Origin of the sequence: Chitinophaga agri, from assembly GCF_010093065.1 — a bacterium.
Taxonomy (GTDB): Bacteria; Bacteroidota; Bacteroidia; order Chitinophagales; family Chitinophagaceae; genus Chitinophaga; species Chitinophaga agri.
In genome coordinates this window covers 3,929,536-3,947,305 of the sequence record NZ_CP048113.1, presented here as the reverse complement: position 1 = coordinate 3,947,305, position 17,770 = coordinate 3,929,536, and the positions used below count along the sequence as shown (strand labels likewise).

Genomic DNA, 17,770 nt, shown 5'->3' with positions numbered 1-17,770 from the left:
CTGGCCTGTTTCCCTCCACCTGGTCACTGTATGTCTGCGTTTAGGTATACTTACGTTTGTGGCTGTATACTTCGTTTAAAATAACTGTGATAAACTTGCTAACATTGTGTCAGTAAGGTGAATATCCTGTGACTGCCTTCGAACCGTGAAGGGGACTTACTTGTTTACCTGGAGTGCATGATAAAATGCAGACTTATTTTTTAACAGTAAAAACGATAATCACCATGATGGTTAGTATGATTACAATCTTCCGGAAAGCCGCTATGCTTAAAGCCGTTAGTCAGGATTCACGTTTATTGGGTGCCTGTGCTGTAAGGCATCTGCTGGTGATGATATTACTGTTGCTGACCGTTACGGCCAGTGCGCAGGATACGACTTACCTGTATTCGTATAATCAAAAGCGTATCAACAGCACTAAAACGGCGATGCTGGTACTGGGCGGCTGGGGTGTGGCCAATCTGGCTACGGGACTGATCGGCAACAGTACTGCAGGTGGCGAAGCAAAGTACTTTCATCGGATGAATGCAGTGTGGGGCGTAGTGAACATGGGAATTGCGGCCGCCAGCTATTTGGGCAACCGGCGGCTGGACCCGGGAAAATATAACTGGCAGGGTAGTGTGAATGAGCAGCATAAGATCGAGAAGATCTTCCTGGTAAATGGTGCGCTCGACCTGGCGTATATGGCAGGTGGATTATTCATGCGCGAACATGGTAAAACGAAATTGATGGGAACAGGGCATGACCGCTGGAAAGGGTATGGTAATTCCCTGATCATGCAGGGGGCATTTCTGCTGTTATTTGACGGAATTAACTTCACACTCCATCATCACCAGGGCAAAGGGTTGTTTAGCCGCTTTGAGCAGCTTCAGCTAACCGTGGCTCCGGGAGGTGCCGGAATGGTCTATCAGTGGTAAAAAGCGCTGTTTTGGCTATTTATAGTGATTTTATTCAAATCATAGATTTAGTAGGCTTTATAGGTTATAGGCAGGTCTAAGCCGCTACTGTCAAAATTATTACCTATAGTTATCCCCAATAACTTTTAGTAATGACCCCATGGGGGTCCTAATTTTGTTAGACCCGCTACAGCACTGTACTTTTGGGGTGTCCTTCTATTAGCATCGATGTAACAAAGACAAGGATACCTGTAATTCACTATATACCAACCATCATTTTATTTAAGCCGGCTTAGCCTTAACACCAGGCCTGTTTGCTGAAGGAAGTCTATGTTCACATTATTACAACAGACCGATTACATGGTCGTTTTAATCATTGGCCTTATCGTGGGCTACCTGTCCGGTTTACTGGGCAAAGGAGGTAGCGCAGTCAGTACACCTGCGCTGCAGATATTTGCGGGCGTCAATCCGTTTTATGCGCTGGCATCGCCATTGCCTGCAGCTATTACCAGTACTATTTCTGCCACGACGGTGTATAGCCGTCAGAAGTTATTCAATCGTAAGGTGATTATCCTGGGTGCTTTATTCGGTATTCCTGCGACACTGGTGGGTGCATGGCTAAGTAAGTTCCTGCCGGGTAAAACACTGATGATCATGACCGCCGTATTTATCGTATCTATCGGGAGCTCTTTGCTGATCTCTTTTCTAAGAAAGAAAACTGTCGATGAAACGCCTGCGACAGAAGAGATCACGGCGAGTCATTATAAGATGATCGTATTCGCATCAATGGGTATCGGTCTGTTAGCTGGTTTACTGGCGAATGCGGGTGGTGTATTGTTCAGTTCTTTTTTTATCAAGCGACTGCACATGCCTATTAAGCAGGCACTGGCCTGTTCTATTTTACTGTCAGCCCTGTTGGCATTACCAGGTGCCATTGCACACTGGTGGCTGGGACATATTGACTGGAACATTGCATTATTATTATCACTGACCGCGATCCCATCTTCTTACCTGGGGGCAAAAACAGCCGTAAAGATGAAATCACCTTTGCTGGAGAAACTGTTTGCCTGCACGTTGATCCTGTTCGGTGTATATGATATTATCTATACGTTGATGAAGTAGAACATACTTATAATCTGGTTGAAAAGATTGTCATGTGAAAAAGCGATCGCCCTGAAATTGTTTCAGGGCGACCGCTTTTAATGTATACATGACTATCTCCTCTAACAGCATGGATGGTTGCGCAACGATGAACAGCTGTGAAGAACGTTGTTCACCTGATTGTACGTAATGACCGAAACGCAGTTAATGAATACCACCATATTTCTTTACATATAAACGCAAAAGAGGCCACAGCATAACTGTAGCCTCTTTTGTGTTATATGGATTCTTAGGCGCTGCCAGGCGCTTTATGTAAAACGTCATGTCTGTTAACAGCACCGATACATCTTCTGATGTCTTATACTCTTTCTTTGAGTATTTGCGTTCGTTCTTCAGGTGGTAATGTACTTACTACCAGGTCATACGCATTTTGTAATAATGATTGTAAAACCGGCACTGGAAGTGTATCAAGTGACTTGATCTGTACCCAGTGATAACGCGCCAGGTAAGGAGCAGGCACGATATCGGGCTGTGAAATAAGGCGATGAAAGTCCTCCAGCCGGCATTTTAAGGAAACCTGGTGCGGTGCTGATTTGCTGATCATGCAAAAGAGCTTTTCTCCCACAGAGAACCGCAGGTCTTCGTCCCATTTCTCTTCCTGTGTTACAGCAGGAAATGCGAGACAGTAATTAAGGGTCATGTCAAACATAATACTGGCAGCTTAAAAGTTTAAAAAATCGTTGAGTGGAAAATATAAAAGCTCAATCGAAAAAAAGAAACAACAATTAATGGTAAAAGGTTTGTTGAGTTGTCTTCTTACTCCAGCTTTTGCCAGACATGCAGGTCTGTTCCGGATATGTTGTGTTAGTAGTATATAGCTAGTTAGTAACCAACTTAACCCCTTTAAGGTTTCCCTGATTCAAACAAAGTATTCCCACTATAAATTTAAGTATCTTTTCCCAAAGCGGGATGTATATTTTTCATTAACAACTGATTCAGACAAGTATATAAATGAATAGTCCACAGGCAATAAATACCAAAATACTCATAGTTTAAAAAAATGCAATGAGTTAGTGGCTATTCCCTATCGACTATGCTATATAGACTACGCTGTTATTTGAACCTTCTGGCCATTTTTTCTGCCAGTACACTCAGCGGTACGCAGCCATCTTTTAACAATTCATCATGGAAATCTTTAATACTGAAACCAGTAGTTTGGCTGTATTTCCCCCTCAGTTCCCTGATCTTCAGTTCGCCGATCTTGTAGGACAATGCCTGGCCCGGTATGGCCATATAGCGTTCTATTTCCGCTACGGCCTCCTGCTCGCTTAAAGGCTCATTGTCCATCATGTATTTGATAGCCTGCTCACGTGTCCAGCCTTTTGCGTGTAAGCCTACATCCACTACAAGGCGGATAGCGCGGTGTATCTCGTCGGACAGGTGACCGAAGTAGCTGTAGGGATTCGTATAAAGTCCCAGTTCCCGACCCAGTCCTTCGCAATAGAGCGCATACCCTTCTCCATAGGAACCGATCCAGGTAAAGCGGCGGAATTTCGGCAGGGAGTCATTTTCCTGCTGGATGGACGTCTGGAAATGGTGTCCGGGAATGGCTTCATGCAGGAAAAGGCATTCCATACCGGTGTAATTGAACGCCTTGGCGTCGAGTATAGGTACATAGAACACGCCAGGACGACTACCATCTGCTGCTCCGGGCATATATTCCGCACTGGCAGAAGCCGCACGGAATGCTTCCGTCTGACGGATCTCAAATTTGGTTTTTGGCAGATGTCCATAGAGTTGTCTTACACCTGGCATGATCTTCTGTTCGATGCTCCTGAATGAGTCCAGTACCTGCGAAGGCATCGTGAATATTTTAAATTGTTTATCAGTCCGGATGAAGTTGAAGAAAGCAGGCAGATCACCCGTAAAACCGGTACTGTTCTTCACGGAGTCCATTTCTCTCCGGATACGGGCCACCTCGCTTTCACCAGTAGCAAATATCTCGTCGGGCGCCAGGTCGGTAGTTGTCCAGTACCGGATGAGATACTGATACATTTCCTTTCCATTGGGAAGTGCATCGATCCCGCTGGAGGTACGTGCCCTGGGAATATATTCCTTTACAAAGAATGTATGCAGTTTTGCATATGCGGGCAGCACATATTCTTCTATCGCGGCAGTGTAGGCAGTACGAAGTGAGCGTTGTGCAGCTGTGTCCAGATCGGCAGGAAGCATACGTAGTGGTGTATAGAATACGTTGCTGGTATCTTTCTTTGACAGGTCGGCCAGTTGTGGTACTACTTTTACAGCTAGTGCTTTAGGTAATACATATCCAAGAGACATACCGCGACGCATGTTTGCAATAGCAGTATCACTCCAGGCTGCAAAGCTTTTCATACGTTGAATGAACTTTTCATAATCTGCTTTGTTCTTAAACGGCTGTGCGCTTGTACCAGAACCGAATTGCGGCAGTGTGAGTGTCAGTCCCCAGAACTGTTGGATAGGCATCAGGTTGTCTGGAAACCGGAGACCTTCCCTGCCGGTCGTCACCTCTCTTTGCAGCATTGCGTAACTGATCAGATCATTTTCATTAAGAGCAGCAGTATCAAGGCCCTGGAGGGCAGCCTGATAACGTGTATAGAAGCTGTCTAGTCTGGAACGGAAACTTTCGCTGATGTCGATCTGTAGCAGACCGTCAAACTGGTGTTCGCCATTCATGGTAGCTTCCATGGGGAATAGTTCCATTTTTTCGTCATAGTAATGCTGGACAAGCTGATGGAGTGAATCCGTTGTACCGGAGGAGCCGGCAGTGTGTTTGTCCGGACCGGAACAGGCGGCTGAGAACACGGTGATGGCCAGCAACAGGGCGTAGTTTTTCTTTAGCATGTTGAGCGATTAGATGATGTTGATATAATGTAAGTGTTCGTATGTCAGGTGCGCTTAAGCATCATGAATATGGCAGATGCAGCTTCCGGCTTAGCTTATAAAAGCATTGGCTTATATCGGAATTCCGTGGATGATAGCCTTACGCACGGTGCCAGTCAGCTCAAATGATTGTCCGCAGGACGGAATAAACATAAAAAAAACACTCCGAAGAATCGGAATGTTTTATATAGAACAGTGAACAATGAAAACTCTTTAATCGGTTGATATCGCTGTAAGGAGACCTTACTATATTAGCAAGTAATTGATTCCGTGTGATATCTGTCGCACAAAGCCTGTATACGGAGGTTACTTCTATCAACCCGTCTGCATGGACAAGCCAGCAAACGAATGCAAAATTAGTTTAATTAACAACTACAAATTGTTAATCTATCTTAAATTTTTGATTTTTATACTACGAAATGACACTGTGTTGCCGTGGTCCTGCAATAATATGTGTCCTTCTGGCCAGAGTCCGAAGTTATTCCAGTTTTTATACTTACTAATTGCTACCAGTTCTTTAAATTCCTTGGACCCTCTTTCGTACTCAAGCATTTTGAAGCCATTCAACCAATGTTCCACATGATTGTTGGGAAATACAATTATACGTCCTTTATTCCATTCTCCAATCTTCTTTATAGCAGCTTTATTCAGGTCGGTATTTTTCCTTGTGATGAGGTCGTACAAAGAAGATAACGTTCTGTTACCATCACGCCCCAGCTTGGCATCCGGATGACGTTCATCATCAAGTACCTGATATTCAAGTCCGATGGCTGATTTACCTTTGGTGTCGTAGTCTTCTTTTACAAAGTATTTCACACCACTGTTCGCCCCTTCAGTCAGTTTAAAATCGAATTCCAGTTCAAAAGCACCAAATTCTTTTGTGGTAATAATATCGCCACCTGAACCCATTTCATCGCCATTAGACTGATGGATAGTGAGCTCACCGTTTTCGATGCCCCAGCCAGTAGCAGGGAACTTATCCTGGTTCACCCTGCGCCAGCCTTCGGAAGTTTTGCCATCCCATAACAGGGTAAAGCCATTCTTCTTTTCCTGGGCAGATATGTTGTTTGGCAGGTTATTAACAACGAAGATCTTGTCGTAGGGAGAGTATTGAGAAGGCGCCGGATTTTCCATGATGCGAATATTGCGCCAGTGGATCTGTTTGCCTTTATCGTCTTCTTTATAGATCTGATGCACCTGTAATGCGATGAAACCTTTTAGTGTCATATCATCGATCACATGGGCACAAGGTACGCCATTGACCCAGGTACGGATCTCAGCGCCACGGCACTCGATACGGTATTTGTTCCAGCCATCTTTCTTAAAGGCCGGTTTTGCAGCCGGATTGAGCTCCAGTGGGTATAGCCAGCCACGACGGGCTTCGTCATATATGCCACCACTCCATGCGCGGTCGCTCGGATCTACCTCCATCTGATAACCGTGTACACGGCCATTATTGTAATCGGGCTTGCTTTCACTACGGAACTGTATACCGTAGTTCATCGCTGCATCCAGTTTCAATTCCAGTTCGAGGATAAAATCGCCGTAGTCTTTTTCAGTAGCAAGAAAGGAGTTTGGGCTTCCGGAGACTGATGTACCTGTAATCATCCCGTTCTTTGCATCATAGATTGCAGTACCATTCACTTCCTTCCAGCCATCCAGATTCTTTCCATTAAACAAATTATGCCATTCCGCCTTCTTCTGAGCCATAGTGAAGCTGCTTATGAGCATGGCACTGCATACTAATAACGTGTTTTTCATAACCATAGACCTAAAGTACTCTTAAAAGTAGTTAATGATAATTATTTATTCAACCGATTGCATCATTTTTATGATAAGCGGCATTATTTGATGTTGATTTAATGCAATCGTTTGCAATTTATAACTAATCTGCTTAACTTGTATGACCCCATGCCCTGAAATTCACGTTAGAAAAACCTGATGAAAAACATAAGTGATTGCTTTTCAGGGAGGTGTATTCTGTTACAAAATTAAAATTCTACGTATGAAGAACACGTTATCGAAAGTGGGCGCCATCCTGCTATGCCTGCTGCTTTGGGGCACATTTATCCGTGCCCAGTCAGTTCCTATCCGCGGTAAAGTTACCGGACCTGATGGAAACCCGGTCATCGGGGCATCAGTCGCTATCAAAGGACAAAAGTCCGGTACCGTCACCGATGTGATGGGCGCCTACAAATTACAGGCACCGGGCACCGCTACATTAGTTATCTCTTTTATCGGCTACCTCCAGCAGGAAGTACCTGTGAATAACAGGGGGGAAGTCAACGTAAAACTTGAAGAAGATCAAAAGAAACTCGATGAAGTTGTTGTAGTCGGGTATGGTCAGCAAAAGAAAAAGGATATCACCGGATCCATTTCCTCCATTAACAGTAAAGCCATTATGGAAGTACCTGTTACCAATGCCCAGCAGGCATTGCAGGGAAGAACACCCGGTATCGATGTGTTGAACAACAGTAACAAACCGGGAGATGAGCCCCGGGTAAGGGTCAGGGGAACACGATCTTTGTCCGCCGGTAATGACCCGCTTTATGTAGTAGACGGTATCCCTTTCGCAGGTAACCTTAATGATATCAATCCATCAGATATCGCCTCCATGGATGTCTTAAAAGACGCCTCCGCCACAGCTATTTACGGTTCCCGCGGTGCAAACGGTGTCGTACTGGTCAGCACCCGTAAAGGAAGGATCGCTGCTCCTCAGGTGACCTACAGTGGTATGTACGGCATTATAAATACATTGGGTAAAACGGATATGATGGATAGTCAGCAGTACCTCGCCATGAAAAGAGAAGCTAACCGCGCTGCTGGTCTGTACGACGATAACAATCCTGACGCATCTGACGCTAAAATATTCACCGCTACAGAGATCGCCAATATCAAAAAAGGGGTGAACACCGACTGGCAGTCGCTCATGCTGAGCCAGGGCTGGCAAACCCGCCATGCACTGGGCGTAAGTGGTGGTACGGAAACAACAAAGTATGCTGTGACCGGTGGTTATTTCAAAGACCAGGGCGTACTGGAATTACAAAGTTATGAGCGTTACAACTTACATATTGCTGTTGACCAGATGATCGGTAAACGCATCCAGATCGGCGCCTCCTCTCTCGCTACATATAGTATGCGTAAAGGCGGTACGTACAATGGTATGAGCGCATCACTTAAGATGCTGCCCATTGCTGATCCGTTTGATGCCTCCGGTAAGCTGATCACCTACCCTACAGCCGATAACCAGCAACCCAACGCACTGCTGGATTATGAAAAGGGAAATCGTGTAGAAAGACTGAGTCACATCCGGTTCTTTAATAGTCTGTATGGAGAAGTGTCACTGTTCGACGGACTTAAATACCGGTTGAACGTCGGCACTGATGTGATGCAGAACAACTATGGTTTATTCCAGGGAAAAAAGAATACTGATCTGCTCATCGGTGGCGGTGATGCTACTGCGAGTAAACAGGGACAGTTCGTATGGGCCTATACGGTTGAAAACCTGCTGACCTATAACAAGACTTTCGGTAAACACGCACTGAACGTTACAGGACTTTATAGTGTACAACGTCAGCGGGAGGATACGTCTACCGCTTCTGTAAGAGGTATTCCCGTAGAGTGGCAGGAGTATTACAACCTCGGACAGGCAGCCAATGTAACCGGCATCGGCAGTCAGCTGGGAACATGGACCATCCTTTCCTACATGGGACGTGTGAACTATGGTTTTGATGATCGTTACCTGGTGACACTGACCTTACGTGCAGATGGTTCCTCCCGTTTCGCACCCGGCCATAAATGGGGTTATTTCCCCTCTGTAGCGCTGGGCTGGAATATCACCAGTGAAGAGTTTATGAAAGGTGTATCGTGGGTTGATAACCTTAAACTACGCGGTAGCTATGGCCGCATCGGTAATACCGGCATCCCGCCATATGCCACGCAGGGACTACTTGGTCGTACGCCCTACTCATTTGGTAACAAAGGCGCCACCGGCTTTTCTCCTATCCTGCTGCGCAACCCTAATCTGACATGGGAAACCACTGCTTCTACCAACATCGGTCTGGACTTCAGTGTCATCAAAGGCCGCGTAAGTGGTAGCATCGATGTATACAAACAGAAGACCACCGACCTGTTACTCCAGCGTTTCCTGCCATTCAGCAATGGGGTTGACTATGTACTGGAAAACACCGGCGTAACGCAGAACCAGGGTATTGAGATCGGCTTATCTACTGTTAACGTCGAAACTAAAAGCGGCTTCTCCTGGACAATGGATGTCAACTTCTATATGAACCGTGAGAAGATCCTGGCGCTGGGAGAAGGAAAGACACAGGACGTTGGTAACGGCTGGTTTGTAGGAAGTCCGACCTATGTATACTACGACTATAAAAAAGTAGGCATCTGGCAGGACGAAGCAGCTGCGCAGGTATATAAGCAACACCAGGGTGAAATTCAGCTGGCGGACCTCAATAATGACAAGAAGCTGGACGATAAAGACCGTACCATCCTGGGCGCACCTCAGCCTAAATGGTCAGGCGGTATGACGCAACGTTTTTCGTACAAGGGGCTTGATCTCTCTGTAGTTGCTTTTGCTCGTATGGGAAGTGCCGTAAAGAGTGATTTTTATTCCACTTTTAATACCCTCTTCGGCCGTTATAATAACCTGGATGTAGATTACTGGACACCTACAAATCCTACGAACGCTTTCCCTCGTCCGAACGCCAATCAGGAGCGTCCTAATAACTACAATACCCTGAGTTATTTCGACGGCTCATTCTTTAAGATCCGCAATATCACACTGGGTTATTCTATGCCCAAGAGTATCATGAAACGCTGGCAGATGGAAGCATTGCGCTTCTCTGTAGATGTAAAACAACCATTGATACTTGCACCTTACAGACAGAAATATAAAGGTATAGATCCGGAAGATGTGAACGTGATCGGTGTAGATGCGCCGGCTACCTGGATGTTACAGTTTGGTGTCAATGCTACTTTTTAATGCAATAAAAAATCGGTTATGAAAAATATATGCTTGTACCTGCTCTTATGTGTAGGCATTGCTACAGGATGCAATAAGATGCTGGATGAAGAAGTGGTTTCTTCGGTGACAGATGGTTTCTATAATACGCCTTCAGGATTTGCTACAGCTGTTAATGGTAGTTATGCAGGTTTGCGTAGTTTCTATAGTACGGAACGTGGTATGACAGTGACTGTGTTTGGTACGGATACCTATACCAATGGCTCTGATGGTGATTTCAAATTTGCCAATCAATACACTTCACAACTGGATGGTCGTTACGCACATCTCAGAGAAATATGGAATGCTTTTTATCAGTCTATCAATACTTCCAATGCGGTGGTAGGCAGGGCTGATAATGTACCCGATCTGGATAGCGTGGCAAAGCGTCTGGGTGTAGCACAAGCCCGTTTCTGCCGCGCGAATTATTACTTTGTACTGTTACAGTTATTCGGAGCCGTACCTTTACGACTGACAGAAAATACGGAGATTGTTACAGAGGCACACCGTGATCCTATTCCTGCTATTTATGATGCGATCATTGCAGATCTGAACTACGCAGCACAGACATTACCTAATACTCAGACAGAATGGGGACGTGCTACCAAGCCTGCGGCAGAGCATCTGCTGGCAAGAGTATATCTTACGCGTGCCACATCAGAAGCAAAAGGCGCAAATGATTATGATAGTGCAGCAGCATATGCCACAAAGGTGATCACAAACTATGGCATGTCATTGTTACCTGACGTAGGACAGGTATGGGCACAGGGAAAGGAGAACAACGCAGAGACTATCTGGGCCGTACAATTTACCAATGATGCCTTGTATAATTCCGGTGACAACAACGCCTGTCGTTTCTTTCTGATGCAGTATGATGTACTCGGTGGTATGAAACGTGATCTGGCGAATGGTACACCATGGAAGCGTTTCCGCCCTACAAAGTTCCTGCTGGATACATTGTATGCCGACCGTGTGAATGATACGCGTTACGAGAAATTCTTCACATCAGTATGGTTCGCCAATGCAGGCAGTGCGAAGTTGAAAATAGGGGATACTTCTGTGTTCATGCCGGGATATGATGTGCCGGATGCACTCATCGCCAGTAAGAATTATCAGCTGGTACCCCCACGTAATTATACCGAACGTTTATATCCATCGCTGAATAAATTTGCCGACGCGCTACGTCCGGACAACCAGGCTTCCGGCGTGCGTCCATTCATTGCATTCCGGCTGGCAGAAGATTATCTTATCGCTGCAGAAGCACTGATGTACAAAGGAGCTACAGCACAGGCGGTTGACTATATCAATACCCTGCGTATGCGGTCAGCGCGTATAGGCGCTACGGCAGAAGAAACACATGCCCATAGAGAAGCGATGAAAATTTCAGCAGCGCAGCTGACACTGGATTTTATCCTGGACGAACGTGGTCGTGAGCTGGTAGGAGAGCAACAGCAATGGTTTGACCTGAAGCGTACGAACAAACTGCTGGAGCGTGTACGTTTACATAATCCGCAGGGTGGTCCGAACATAGAGGATAAGCACAAGCTACGTCCGATTCCACAGGACCAGATAGACAGAACGAGCAACGAGTTTCCGCAGAATCCGGGTTATTGATGCTGCGCATCACCGGCTCTTTCTTTTGCATTGTTTTCGTATTGCCTGATGGCAACGATCAGGTTAACTGACAAAGACGCAACGATCCCTCATCAATAATCATGGCTCCGGTAGTATAGACATCATACTACCGGAGTCTTTTTTTTATTAACTTTAGAGACTTCACAGGAAGACAACGAATATCATCACACATTACCCAAAAATCCACACAGATGTCACAAAAAAAGATCCTCTTTCTCACGGGAGATTATGCAGAAGATTATGAAACAATGGTGCCATTTCAGATGCTGCAGATGGTAGGACATATTGTTCATGCGGTTTGTCCGGATAAAGCTGCCGGCGACAAGATCATTACGGCGATACATGATTTTGAGGGTGATCAGACCTACAGTGAAAAACGTGGGCATCATTTTGTGCTGAATGCTTCTTTTTCAGACGTACAGGTTTCTTCTTATGATGCGCTGATGATTGCCGGAGGCCGTGCGCCGGAGTATCTGCGGCTAAATGCGAAGGTCCTTGACATCGTAAGACAGTTTGCCGCAGCCGATAAGCCGATTGCGGCTGTTTGTCATGGTATACAGATCCTTACAGCTGCGGATGTGGTGCGCGGTAAGAACCTGACCGCCTATCCGGCAGTGGCCCCGGAGGTGACAATGGCGGGAGGTACTTATGCAGCTGTCAACATCGACGAAGCAGTCACAGATGGTAACCTGGTAACGGCGCCTGCCTGGCCGGCCCATCCGCAATGGATCGCCGCCTTTCTGAAGGTATTAGGTACCAAAATAATGCTGTAGAGACTTTATTTCCTTCCAATGATCTGATTATCATACCTGCCTGATACATGCCAATGAGGTGTTTACATATTTATTATATTAAAATGCCTCATTTTTTTTATTTTTGGGTAGTATAACCTGCTACCTATGAAAAAGTGTCCTATCCTTGTGAGTCTGCTATTTTCTGCCATCATGGGCTATGCTCAGGCGCCGTCTGCCCCCAAAGCCGGGGACGACACCCTTTCTCTTGTAAAGATTGAAAAAGCCGGTAAATACGGTTTTGCTGATACCGCTGGTAAAGTGATCGTTGCGCCTGTATATGATGCTATTGGTCCTTTTAAGGCAGGACTGGCAATCGTCAGAAAAGGCAAAAAGACGGGATATCTGTTACCTAATGGTAAGACCTCCTCATTAAAATATGACTCTGCCTGGGTAAAAGAAGGCCGTTTCCATATGGTGAAGGCCAATGGCAAAACGGGCATGCTTGATAATAAAGGTAAAGAGCTGGTGGCGCCGAAGTATGACGATGTGAATAATGCCAGGGATGGCTATGTGTCTGTATTGCTGAACGGGAAGTATGGCCTTATAAATCCGCAGGGTAAAATGGTGCTGAAGCCTGAGTATGAGCGTCTTGGATTTGTTTCCAACGGTACGATGCTGGTGTATATCAATGGGCAGTGTGGCCGGGCCGACCTGGTGAAGGGGAAGGTGGTGATGACGCCGTATGAGAAAGTAGGACCATTCCGGGATGGAATGGCCTGGGTAAGACAAAATAAGAAGTTTGGCTTTATTAATATGGATGGGGAGCTGGTGATACCGCTGTCTTATGACTGGGTAGGGAATTTTAATGAAGGTATGGTGGCTGTGGCGACGGAAAAAAAATATGGGTTCATCAATAAGCAGAATCAGATGGTGATACCGCAGAAGTACGATAAGGCGTATACGTATACAAAGGGGAAGGGAATGATCAGATTGAACGGCAGGGTTGGATATGTAGATAAGGAGGGGAATGAGACGTGGCCTGAAATGGCGCCGGCGTTGCCCGAAGCGCATAGATAAGGGAAGATTTTTTTAGGGCACCGGGGGTTTCTCCGGTGCTTTTTTTTTAGGGGATGCTTGTAGCAGGGGATATGGTTCCTCTGTGAGGGCTGGCTATACTAATTGCCCTGGCCCCCACCACCACTACTCCCCCAAAAAATTACAAACTCTCATATCATCGTGCGGTATTAGACATGTTTTTTATTACCTTTGCAGCCAAATTCGAAAACCCCAACGGGTCTAATTTACATTCAAAATAAAGTAATACATAAAACATTATGTCCGGTCAGCTTAAAGAAGTTCGCAACCGTATAAAATCTACACAGTCTAACCTGCAGATCACAAAAGCCATGAAAATGGTGAGTGCTGCCAAGCTGCGTCGTGCACAGGATGCTATCTTGCTGATGCGTCCTTATGCCCTGAAACTGCAGGAAATGTTGCAGAACATCGTTTCCAACAGCGAAGGAAGCATCGATCTGGCTCTGGCTGCTCAGCGTCCTGTAGAAAAGGTACTGCTGATAGTGATTACATCTGACAGAGGATTATGTGGCGCTTACAATTCCAACCTGATCAAAACGGCTAAACAGGTGATCCGCGAGAAATACGAGGAGCAGTTTGAAAAAGGCCATGTTGAAATACTGCCTATCGGTAAAAAAGGGTATGAGCATTTTGCAAAGAATGGTTATAAACTGAACGATAAGTTCTGGCAGCTGTTCGCTCACCTGGACTTCGATCACGTAAAACAGGCCGCTGCATTTGCAATGGAAGGTTTCACCAACGGCGACTACGACGCTGTTGAGATCATCTACAGTGAGTTTAAAAACGCTGCTACTCAGCGTTTTGTAGCTGAACAGTTCCTGCCGGTAGCACGTGTGGAAAACGCAAATGCAAATGCCAGCGAAGGTCGTGCAGACTTCATCTTCGAACCAGAGAAGAAAGCCCTGATCGCTGAACTGATGCCTAAGATCCTCAATACACAGCTGTACAAAGCGATGCTGGATGCTAACGCTTCTGAGCACGGCGCGCGTATGACTGCGATGGATAAAGCAACTGAAAACGCAAACGAACTGTTACGTAGTTATAAGATATCTTACAACCGTGCACGTCAGGCGGCAATTACAACCGAACTGACTGAGATCGTGAGTGGTGCAGCTGCGCTGGAAGGTTGATCCAGATAACTTATACACACCGAATTAACATCGAAAGATTTTGATTTCTTCATAAGGGTCAAAGGCTGTATTTTCGGCCTTTGACTTTTTTGTTTTGCAGGCGTGGTAAAGGGTTTGCCCTTTTCTGCACCGGATACCGGACACTGAAAACCGCACCATGGAAATTTCACAGATCATACCGCATATTGAATCGCTGATATTTGCCGCAGACAAACCTTTGCCACTGCTGGAAATACTTGACCTGCTGAATAATGCCCTCGCGTTCCTGGAAGACCGGGCCACCCTCGAACAGGTGGAGGCCGCCCTGGAAGCTATCAAGGAAAAATATAGCACCGAATTCTATGCCTTTGAGGTAAAAGAAAGCGGTGGCGGTTATCAGTTCCTGACAAAAAAAGAATACTATCAGACCGTCGCACAGCTGAACGGTGACAAATTCCTGAAACGCCTCTCTACTGCCGCCCTGGAGACATTGGCGATCGTTGCCTACAAACAACCCATCTCTAAAGGTGAAATAGAGCATATCCGTGGTGTAAGTACTGACTACTCCATTCAGAAACTACTTGAAAAAGAACTGATTGTGATTACCGGCCGCAGCGAAACCCTGCCTGGTAAACCATTATTATATGCTACCTCCAAAGCTTTCATGGACTACTTTGGACTTAACTCGCCCAAAGATCTGCCTAAACTGAAAGAGGTATTTGATGACGAAAGTATTCAGCCAACGCTCATCGGACTGGAAAACAGTACCGATGAAGAAGATGGCCGCAATATGGTCGTTTCCGAAACTGGTGAGCTGGTGGAACAGGAGAACCCCGATGGCGAAGGCCCTCAGTCAGGTCTGAATGGTCATACCGCTCCTTCAAACGAACCCGATATTCCGGTAGCTGACGCGGAAGAAACCGAAAAACCATCCGTACATCAGGCGAAACTCTTCCTGCCATTTGATGATGAAGTGATCCCTGTAACAAATGATGAGGAAACGGAAACCACCACTACTGGATCAGAAGACAATACTGCTACAATTACAGACGATACCATCCATACGGAAGAAGACGATAACGACGACGATAAAAATAACAGCGTCATTGCCGCTACCGGTATTCCGTCAATAGACGAAGCACTCGCCGGGGAAGAAGAGCCGGAAGACGGCGTACCGGCAGCTGCCGAAGAGCCGGAAGAAGAGGTTGCATACGCAACTGACGAAGAACTGGCCGCCTTTATGGAATCAGCAGCTGACCTGGGTCCCAAAGGAGACGATGAAGAAGATGACGAAGAGGAGGATGATGAAGAAGAAGATGAAGAAGAAGATGAAGAAGAAGATGATGAGGACTGGGATGACGAAGATGATGAAGAGGAAGATGAAGAAGATGATGATGACGATGACAATGATGATACAGATGGGAACAAAGAAGATGAGGAAGGTCCCAGCGACGACGATATAGAAGAAGACTTTGACGAAGATGAAGACTTCGATGATGAGGATGACCTGGACGATGAGGACGAAGAAGACGACGAGGACAACAAAAAATAAACACTAGGTATACACTAAAAAGCAGGATGATGATATTACACTCATTATCCTGCTTTTTAGTTGGTCTTTATCCAGGAAATGGCACTTCCCTTAATCGTACCACTGAAACCCAGTTGCATTTGCCGTAGAAAGCCTCACCTCATTAAGACTTACAACTTACTCACCACTGCCGCAAACACCTCACTCAGCTTCTTATCCGCAGTTCCAGCCACCGCAATGATCTCCTCTATCGACACCGGGTGCAGGTTATCCGGATCACATTCATCTGTAATCACAGATACCGCCGCACAAGGCAACTGCAACTGATTCGCTACGATCACTTCCGGCACAGTACTCATTCCCACGATATCCGCTCCGATCGTCCGCAGATAACGATACTCCGCACGCGTCTCTAGGTTTGGACCCGTCACCGCCGCATACACCCCGTTCGTATGCATTTTATGACCTAACGCGGCCGCTGCTTGCAGCAATATCTCCCCCAGCGCAGGATCGTACGGACGACTCATATCCGGAAAACGTGCGCCAAAATCAGGCGAATTAAGACCGCGTAGCGGATTATCCGTCTGCAGATTGATATGATCATCCAGCAGCACGATATCGCCCTTTGTATACGCTTTATTAATACCTCCGGCAGCGTTACTCAGTAACAGGTACTGAATGCCCAGCGCTTTCATCACACGGATAGGAAAAGTGATCTGCTGCATGGAATAGCCTTCGTAATAATGAAAGCGTCCCTGCATAGCGATCACCGGCGTATCACCGATATGTCCGTAGATCAGCTGACCTTTATGTGATTCTACAGTAGACTCAGGGAAGTGAGGTATTTCATGGTAGGGGATAGTTTTCTGAATCCTGATATGGCTAACCAGTTGGCCAAGGCCTGTACCTAGTACAATGCCTACACGTGCCGGCTGAAGATCTTTCAGAAAAGAAACGGCCTCTTTTATCTGTTCTAACAACATATAAATAATTAAGAATTACGAATTGGATGCCGCGAAGGTAATTCCTAATTCGTAATTCTTAATTCCTGCAGTGTTATAGTGTGACAATGGAAATATTCTTCCACCTCACTTTAATGCCACCACCTGAATGGATCTGCAGGGCAATCTGCCCATCGGCAGCGCCAATCTTTTCATCAGTCAGCCGGATCATTTCATGGCCATTGAGGATGGTCGTTACCTGGTTATCTTTGACAATCACCTTCATCGTATTCCATTCCCCCTGTTTCAGGTATTTTTCTTTGTCAGCAGCAGGCTGTATCAGCCATCCCCTGCCGTAAGATTCATAGATACCACCGGTATGGCTACCTGCCGGCGCTACCTCTGCCTGCCAGCCGGTGATCTTGGTACCCTCTATGGAAGAGTGGAAAAATACGCCACTGTTACCGTCAGCTTCCTGTTTAAATTCGACAGTAAGTTCGAAGTTCTTAAACGACTGTTCTGTGGCGAGGTAGCCGTATTCTTTATCAGGACCGCTTTCGCATACCAGCGTTCCCTTATCGACATACCATTTCTCTGTACCGTAGACTTTCCAGCCATCGAGATTTTGACCATTAAAGAGTTGTTGTTTCTGTGCAAACGTGAAATGGCTGCCAATGAGAAGGGCAGCTGCCAAAAGGAGTCTTTTCATTTTTTCAGAACGGTTTTTAGTGGCTACGGGAGTAGCCAGGTGACGTGTTACCTTAAATGTAAGAAATGAATGTCGTTTATGCCAGT

13 protein-coding genes are annotated in these 17,770 nt (G+C 46.0%); 8 read left to right on the top strand and 5 right to left on the bottom strand.

Annotated elements, in window-relative coordinates; all coding sequences use genetic code 11:
• The first annotated feature begins 236 nt into the window (after positions 1 to 236).
• Together GWR21_RS15670 and GWR21_RS15665 are read left to right on the top strand one after the other, a co-directional pair.
• Positions 237 to 914: a DUF6992 family protein gene (locus tag GWR21_RS15670; protein WP_162332660.1), complete on the top strand. Its 678-nt coding sequence runs from the start codon at positions 237 to 239 to the stop codon at positions 912 to 914.
• A 309-nt stretch (positions 915 to 1,223) separates the two neighbouring features.
• On the top strand, positions 1,224 to 2,015 hold the full coding sequence (locus tag GWR21_RS15665) for a sulfite exporter TauE/SafE family protein (RefSeq protein WP_162332659.1): 792 nt from the start codon (positions 1,224 to 1,226) through the stop codon (positions 2,013 to 2,015).
• Positions 2,016 to 2,352: 337 nt separating this feature from the next.
• On the opposite strand, the gene GWR21_RS15660 is transcribed toward GWR21_RS15665, so the two are convergent.
• The 3 genes from GWR21_RS15660 to GWR21_RS15650 all read right to left on the bottom strand — a co-directional run bounded on the left by GWR21_RS15660 (position 2,353) and on the right by GWR21_RS15650 (position 6,626).
• Positions 2,353 to 2,694: an MmcQ/YjbR family DNA-binding protein gene (locus GWR21_RS15660; RefSeq protein ID WP_162332658.1), complete on the bottom strand. Its 342-nt coding sequence runs from the start codon at positions 2,692 to 2,694 to the stop codon at positions 2,353 to 2,355.
• 413 nt (positions 2,695 to 3,107) lie between these two features.
• Complete coding sequence (locus GWR21_RS15655) at positions 3,108 to 4,877, bottom strand: DUF885 domain-containing protein (protein WP_162332657.1); 1,770 nt, start codon at positions 4,875 to 4,877, stop codon at positions 3,108 to 3,110.
• 426 nt (positions 4,878 to 5,303) lie between these two features.
• Positions 5,304 to 6,626 carry a 3-keto-disaccharide hydrolase gene (locus GWR21_RS15650; protein ID WP_202929098.1) on the bottom strand — a complete coding sequence of 441 codons (1,323 nt, stop codon included), beginning with the start codon at positions 6,624 to 6,626 and terminating at the stop codon, positions 5,304 to 5,306.
• Positions 6,627 to 6,921: 295 nt separating this feature from the next.
• Here GWR21_RS15650 and GWR21_RS15645 point away from each other — a divergent pair, with 295 nt between their 5' ends.
• From GWR21_RS15645 to scpB, 6 genes are all read left to right on the top strand, one after another.
• Positions 6,922 to 9,912 (top strand): SusC/RagA family TonB-linked outer membrane protein, encoded by a 2,991-nt coding sequence (locus GWR21_RS15645; RefSeq protein WP_162332655.1) that lies wholly within the window; start codon positions 6,922 to 6,924, stop codon positions 9,910 to 9,912.
• Positions 9,913 to 9,930: 18 nt separating this feature from the next.
• Positions 9,931 to 11,544, top strand: coding sequence for a RagB/SusD family nutrient uptake outer membrane protein (locus tag GWR21_RS15640; RefSeq protein ID WP_162332654.1), 1,614 nt, complete (start codon positions 9,931 to 9,933; stop codon positions 11,542 to 11,544).
• Positions 11,545 to 11,756: 212 nt separating this feature from the next.
• Entirely contained in the window at positions 11,757 to 12,338 is a 582-nt protein-coding gene (locus tag GWR21_RS15635) for a DJ-1/PfpI family protein (protein ID WP_162332653.1), read from the top strand.
• Between the two features lie 126 nt (positions 12,339 to 12,464).
• The gene (locus GWR21_RS15630) at positions 12,465 to 13,376 is read left to right on the top strand and encodes a WG repeat-containing protein (protein ID WP_162332652.1); all 912 of its coding nucleotides are present in this window, start codon (positions 12,465 to 12,467) and stop codon (positions 13,374 to 13,376) included.
• Positions 13,377 to 13,633: 257 nt separating this feature from the next.
• The gene (atpG, locus tag GWR21_RS15625) at positions 13,634 to 14,524 is read left to right on the top strand and encodes an ATP synthase F1 subunit gamma (RefSeq protein WP_162332651.1); all 891 of its coding nucleotides are present in this window, start codon (positions 13,634 to 13,636) and stop codon (positions 14,522 to 14,524) included.
• Between the two features lie 157 nt (positions 14,525 to 14,681).
• Positions 14,682 to 16,055 carry an SMC-Scp complex subunit ScpB gene (gene scpB, locus GWR21_RS15620; RefSeq protein WP_162332650.1) on the top strand — a complete coding sequence of 458 codons (1,374 nt, stop codon included), beginning with the start codon at positions 14,682 to 14,684 and terminating at the stop codon, positions 16,053 to 16,055.
• A 149-nt stretch (positions 16,056 to 16,204) separates the two neighbouring features.
• Here the strand turns inward: scpB and GWR21_RS15615 are convergent, their stop codons facing one another.
• The gene (locus GWR21_RS15615; RefSeq protein ID WP_162332649.1) at positions 16,205 to 17,017 is read right to left on the bottom strand and encodes a purine-nucleoside phosphorylase; all 813 of its coding nucleotides are present in this window, start codon (positions 17,015 to 17,017) and stop codon (positions 16,205 to 16,207) included.
• A 73-nt stretch (positions 17,018 to 17,090) separates the two neighbouring features.
• Positions 17,091 to 17,684, bottom strand: a complete 594-nt coding sequence (locus tag GWR21_RS15610) for a 3-keto-disaccharide hydrolase (protein ID WP_162332648.1) — start codon at positions 17,682 to 17,684, stop codon at positions 17,091 to 17,093.
• Between the last annotated feature and the right edge of the window lie 86 nt (positions 17,685 to 17,770).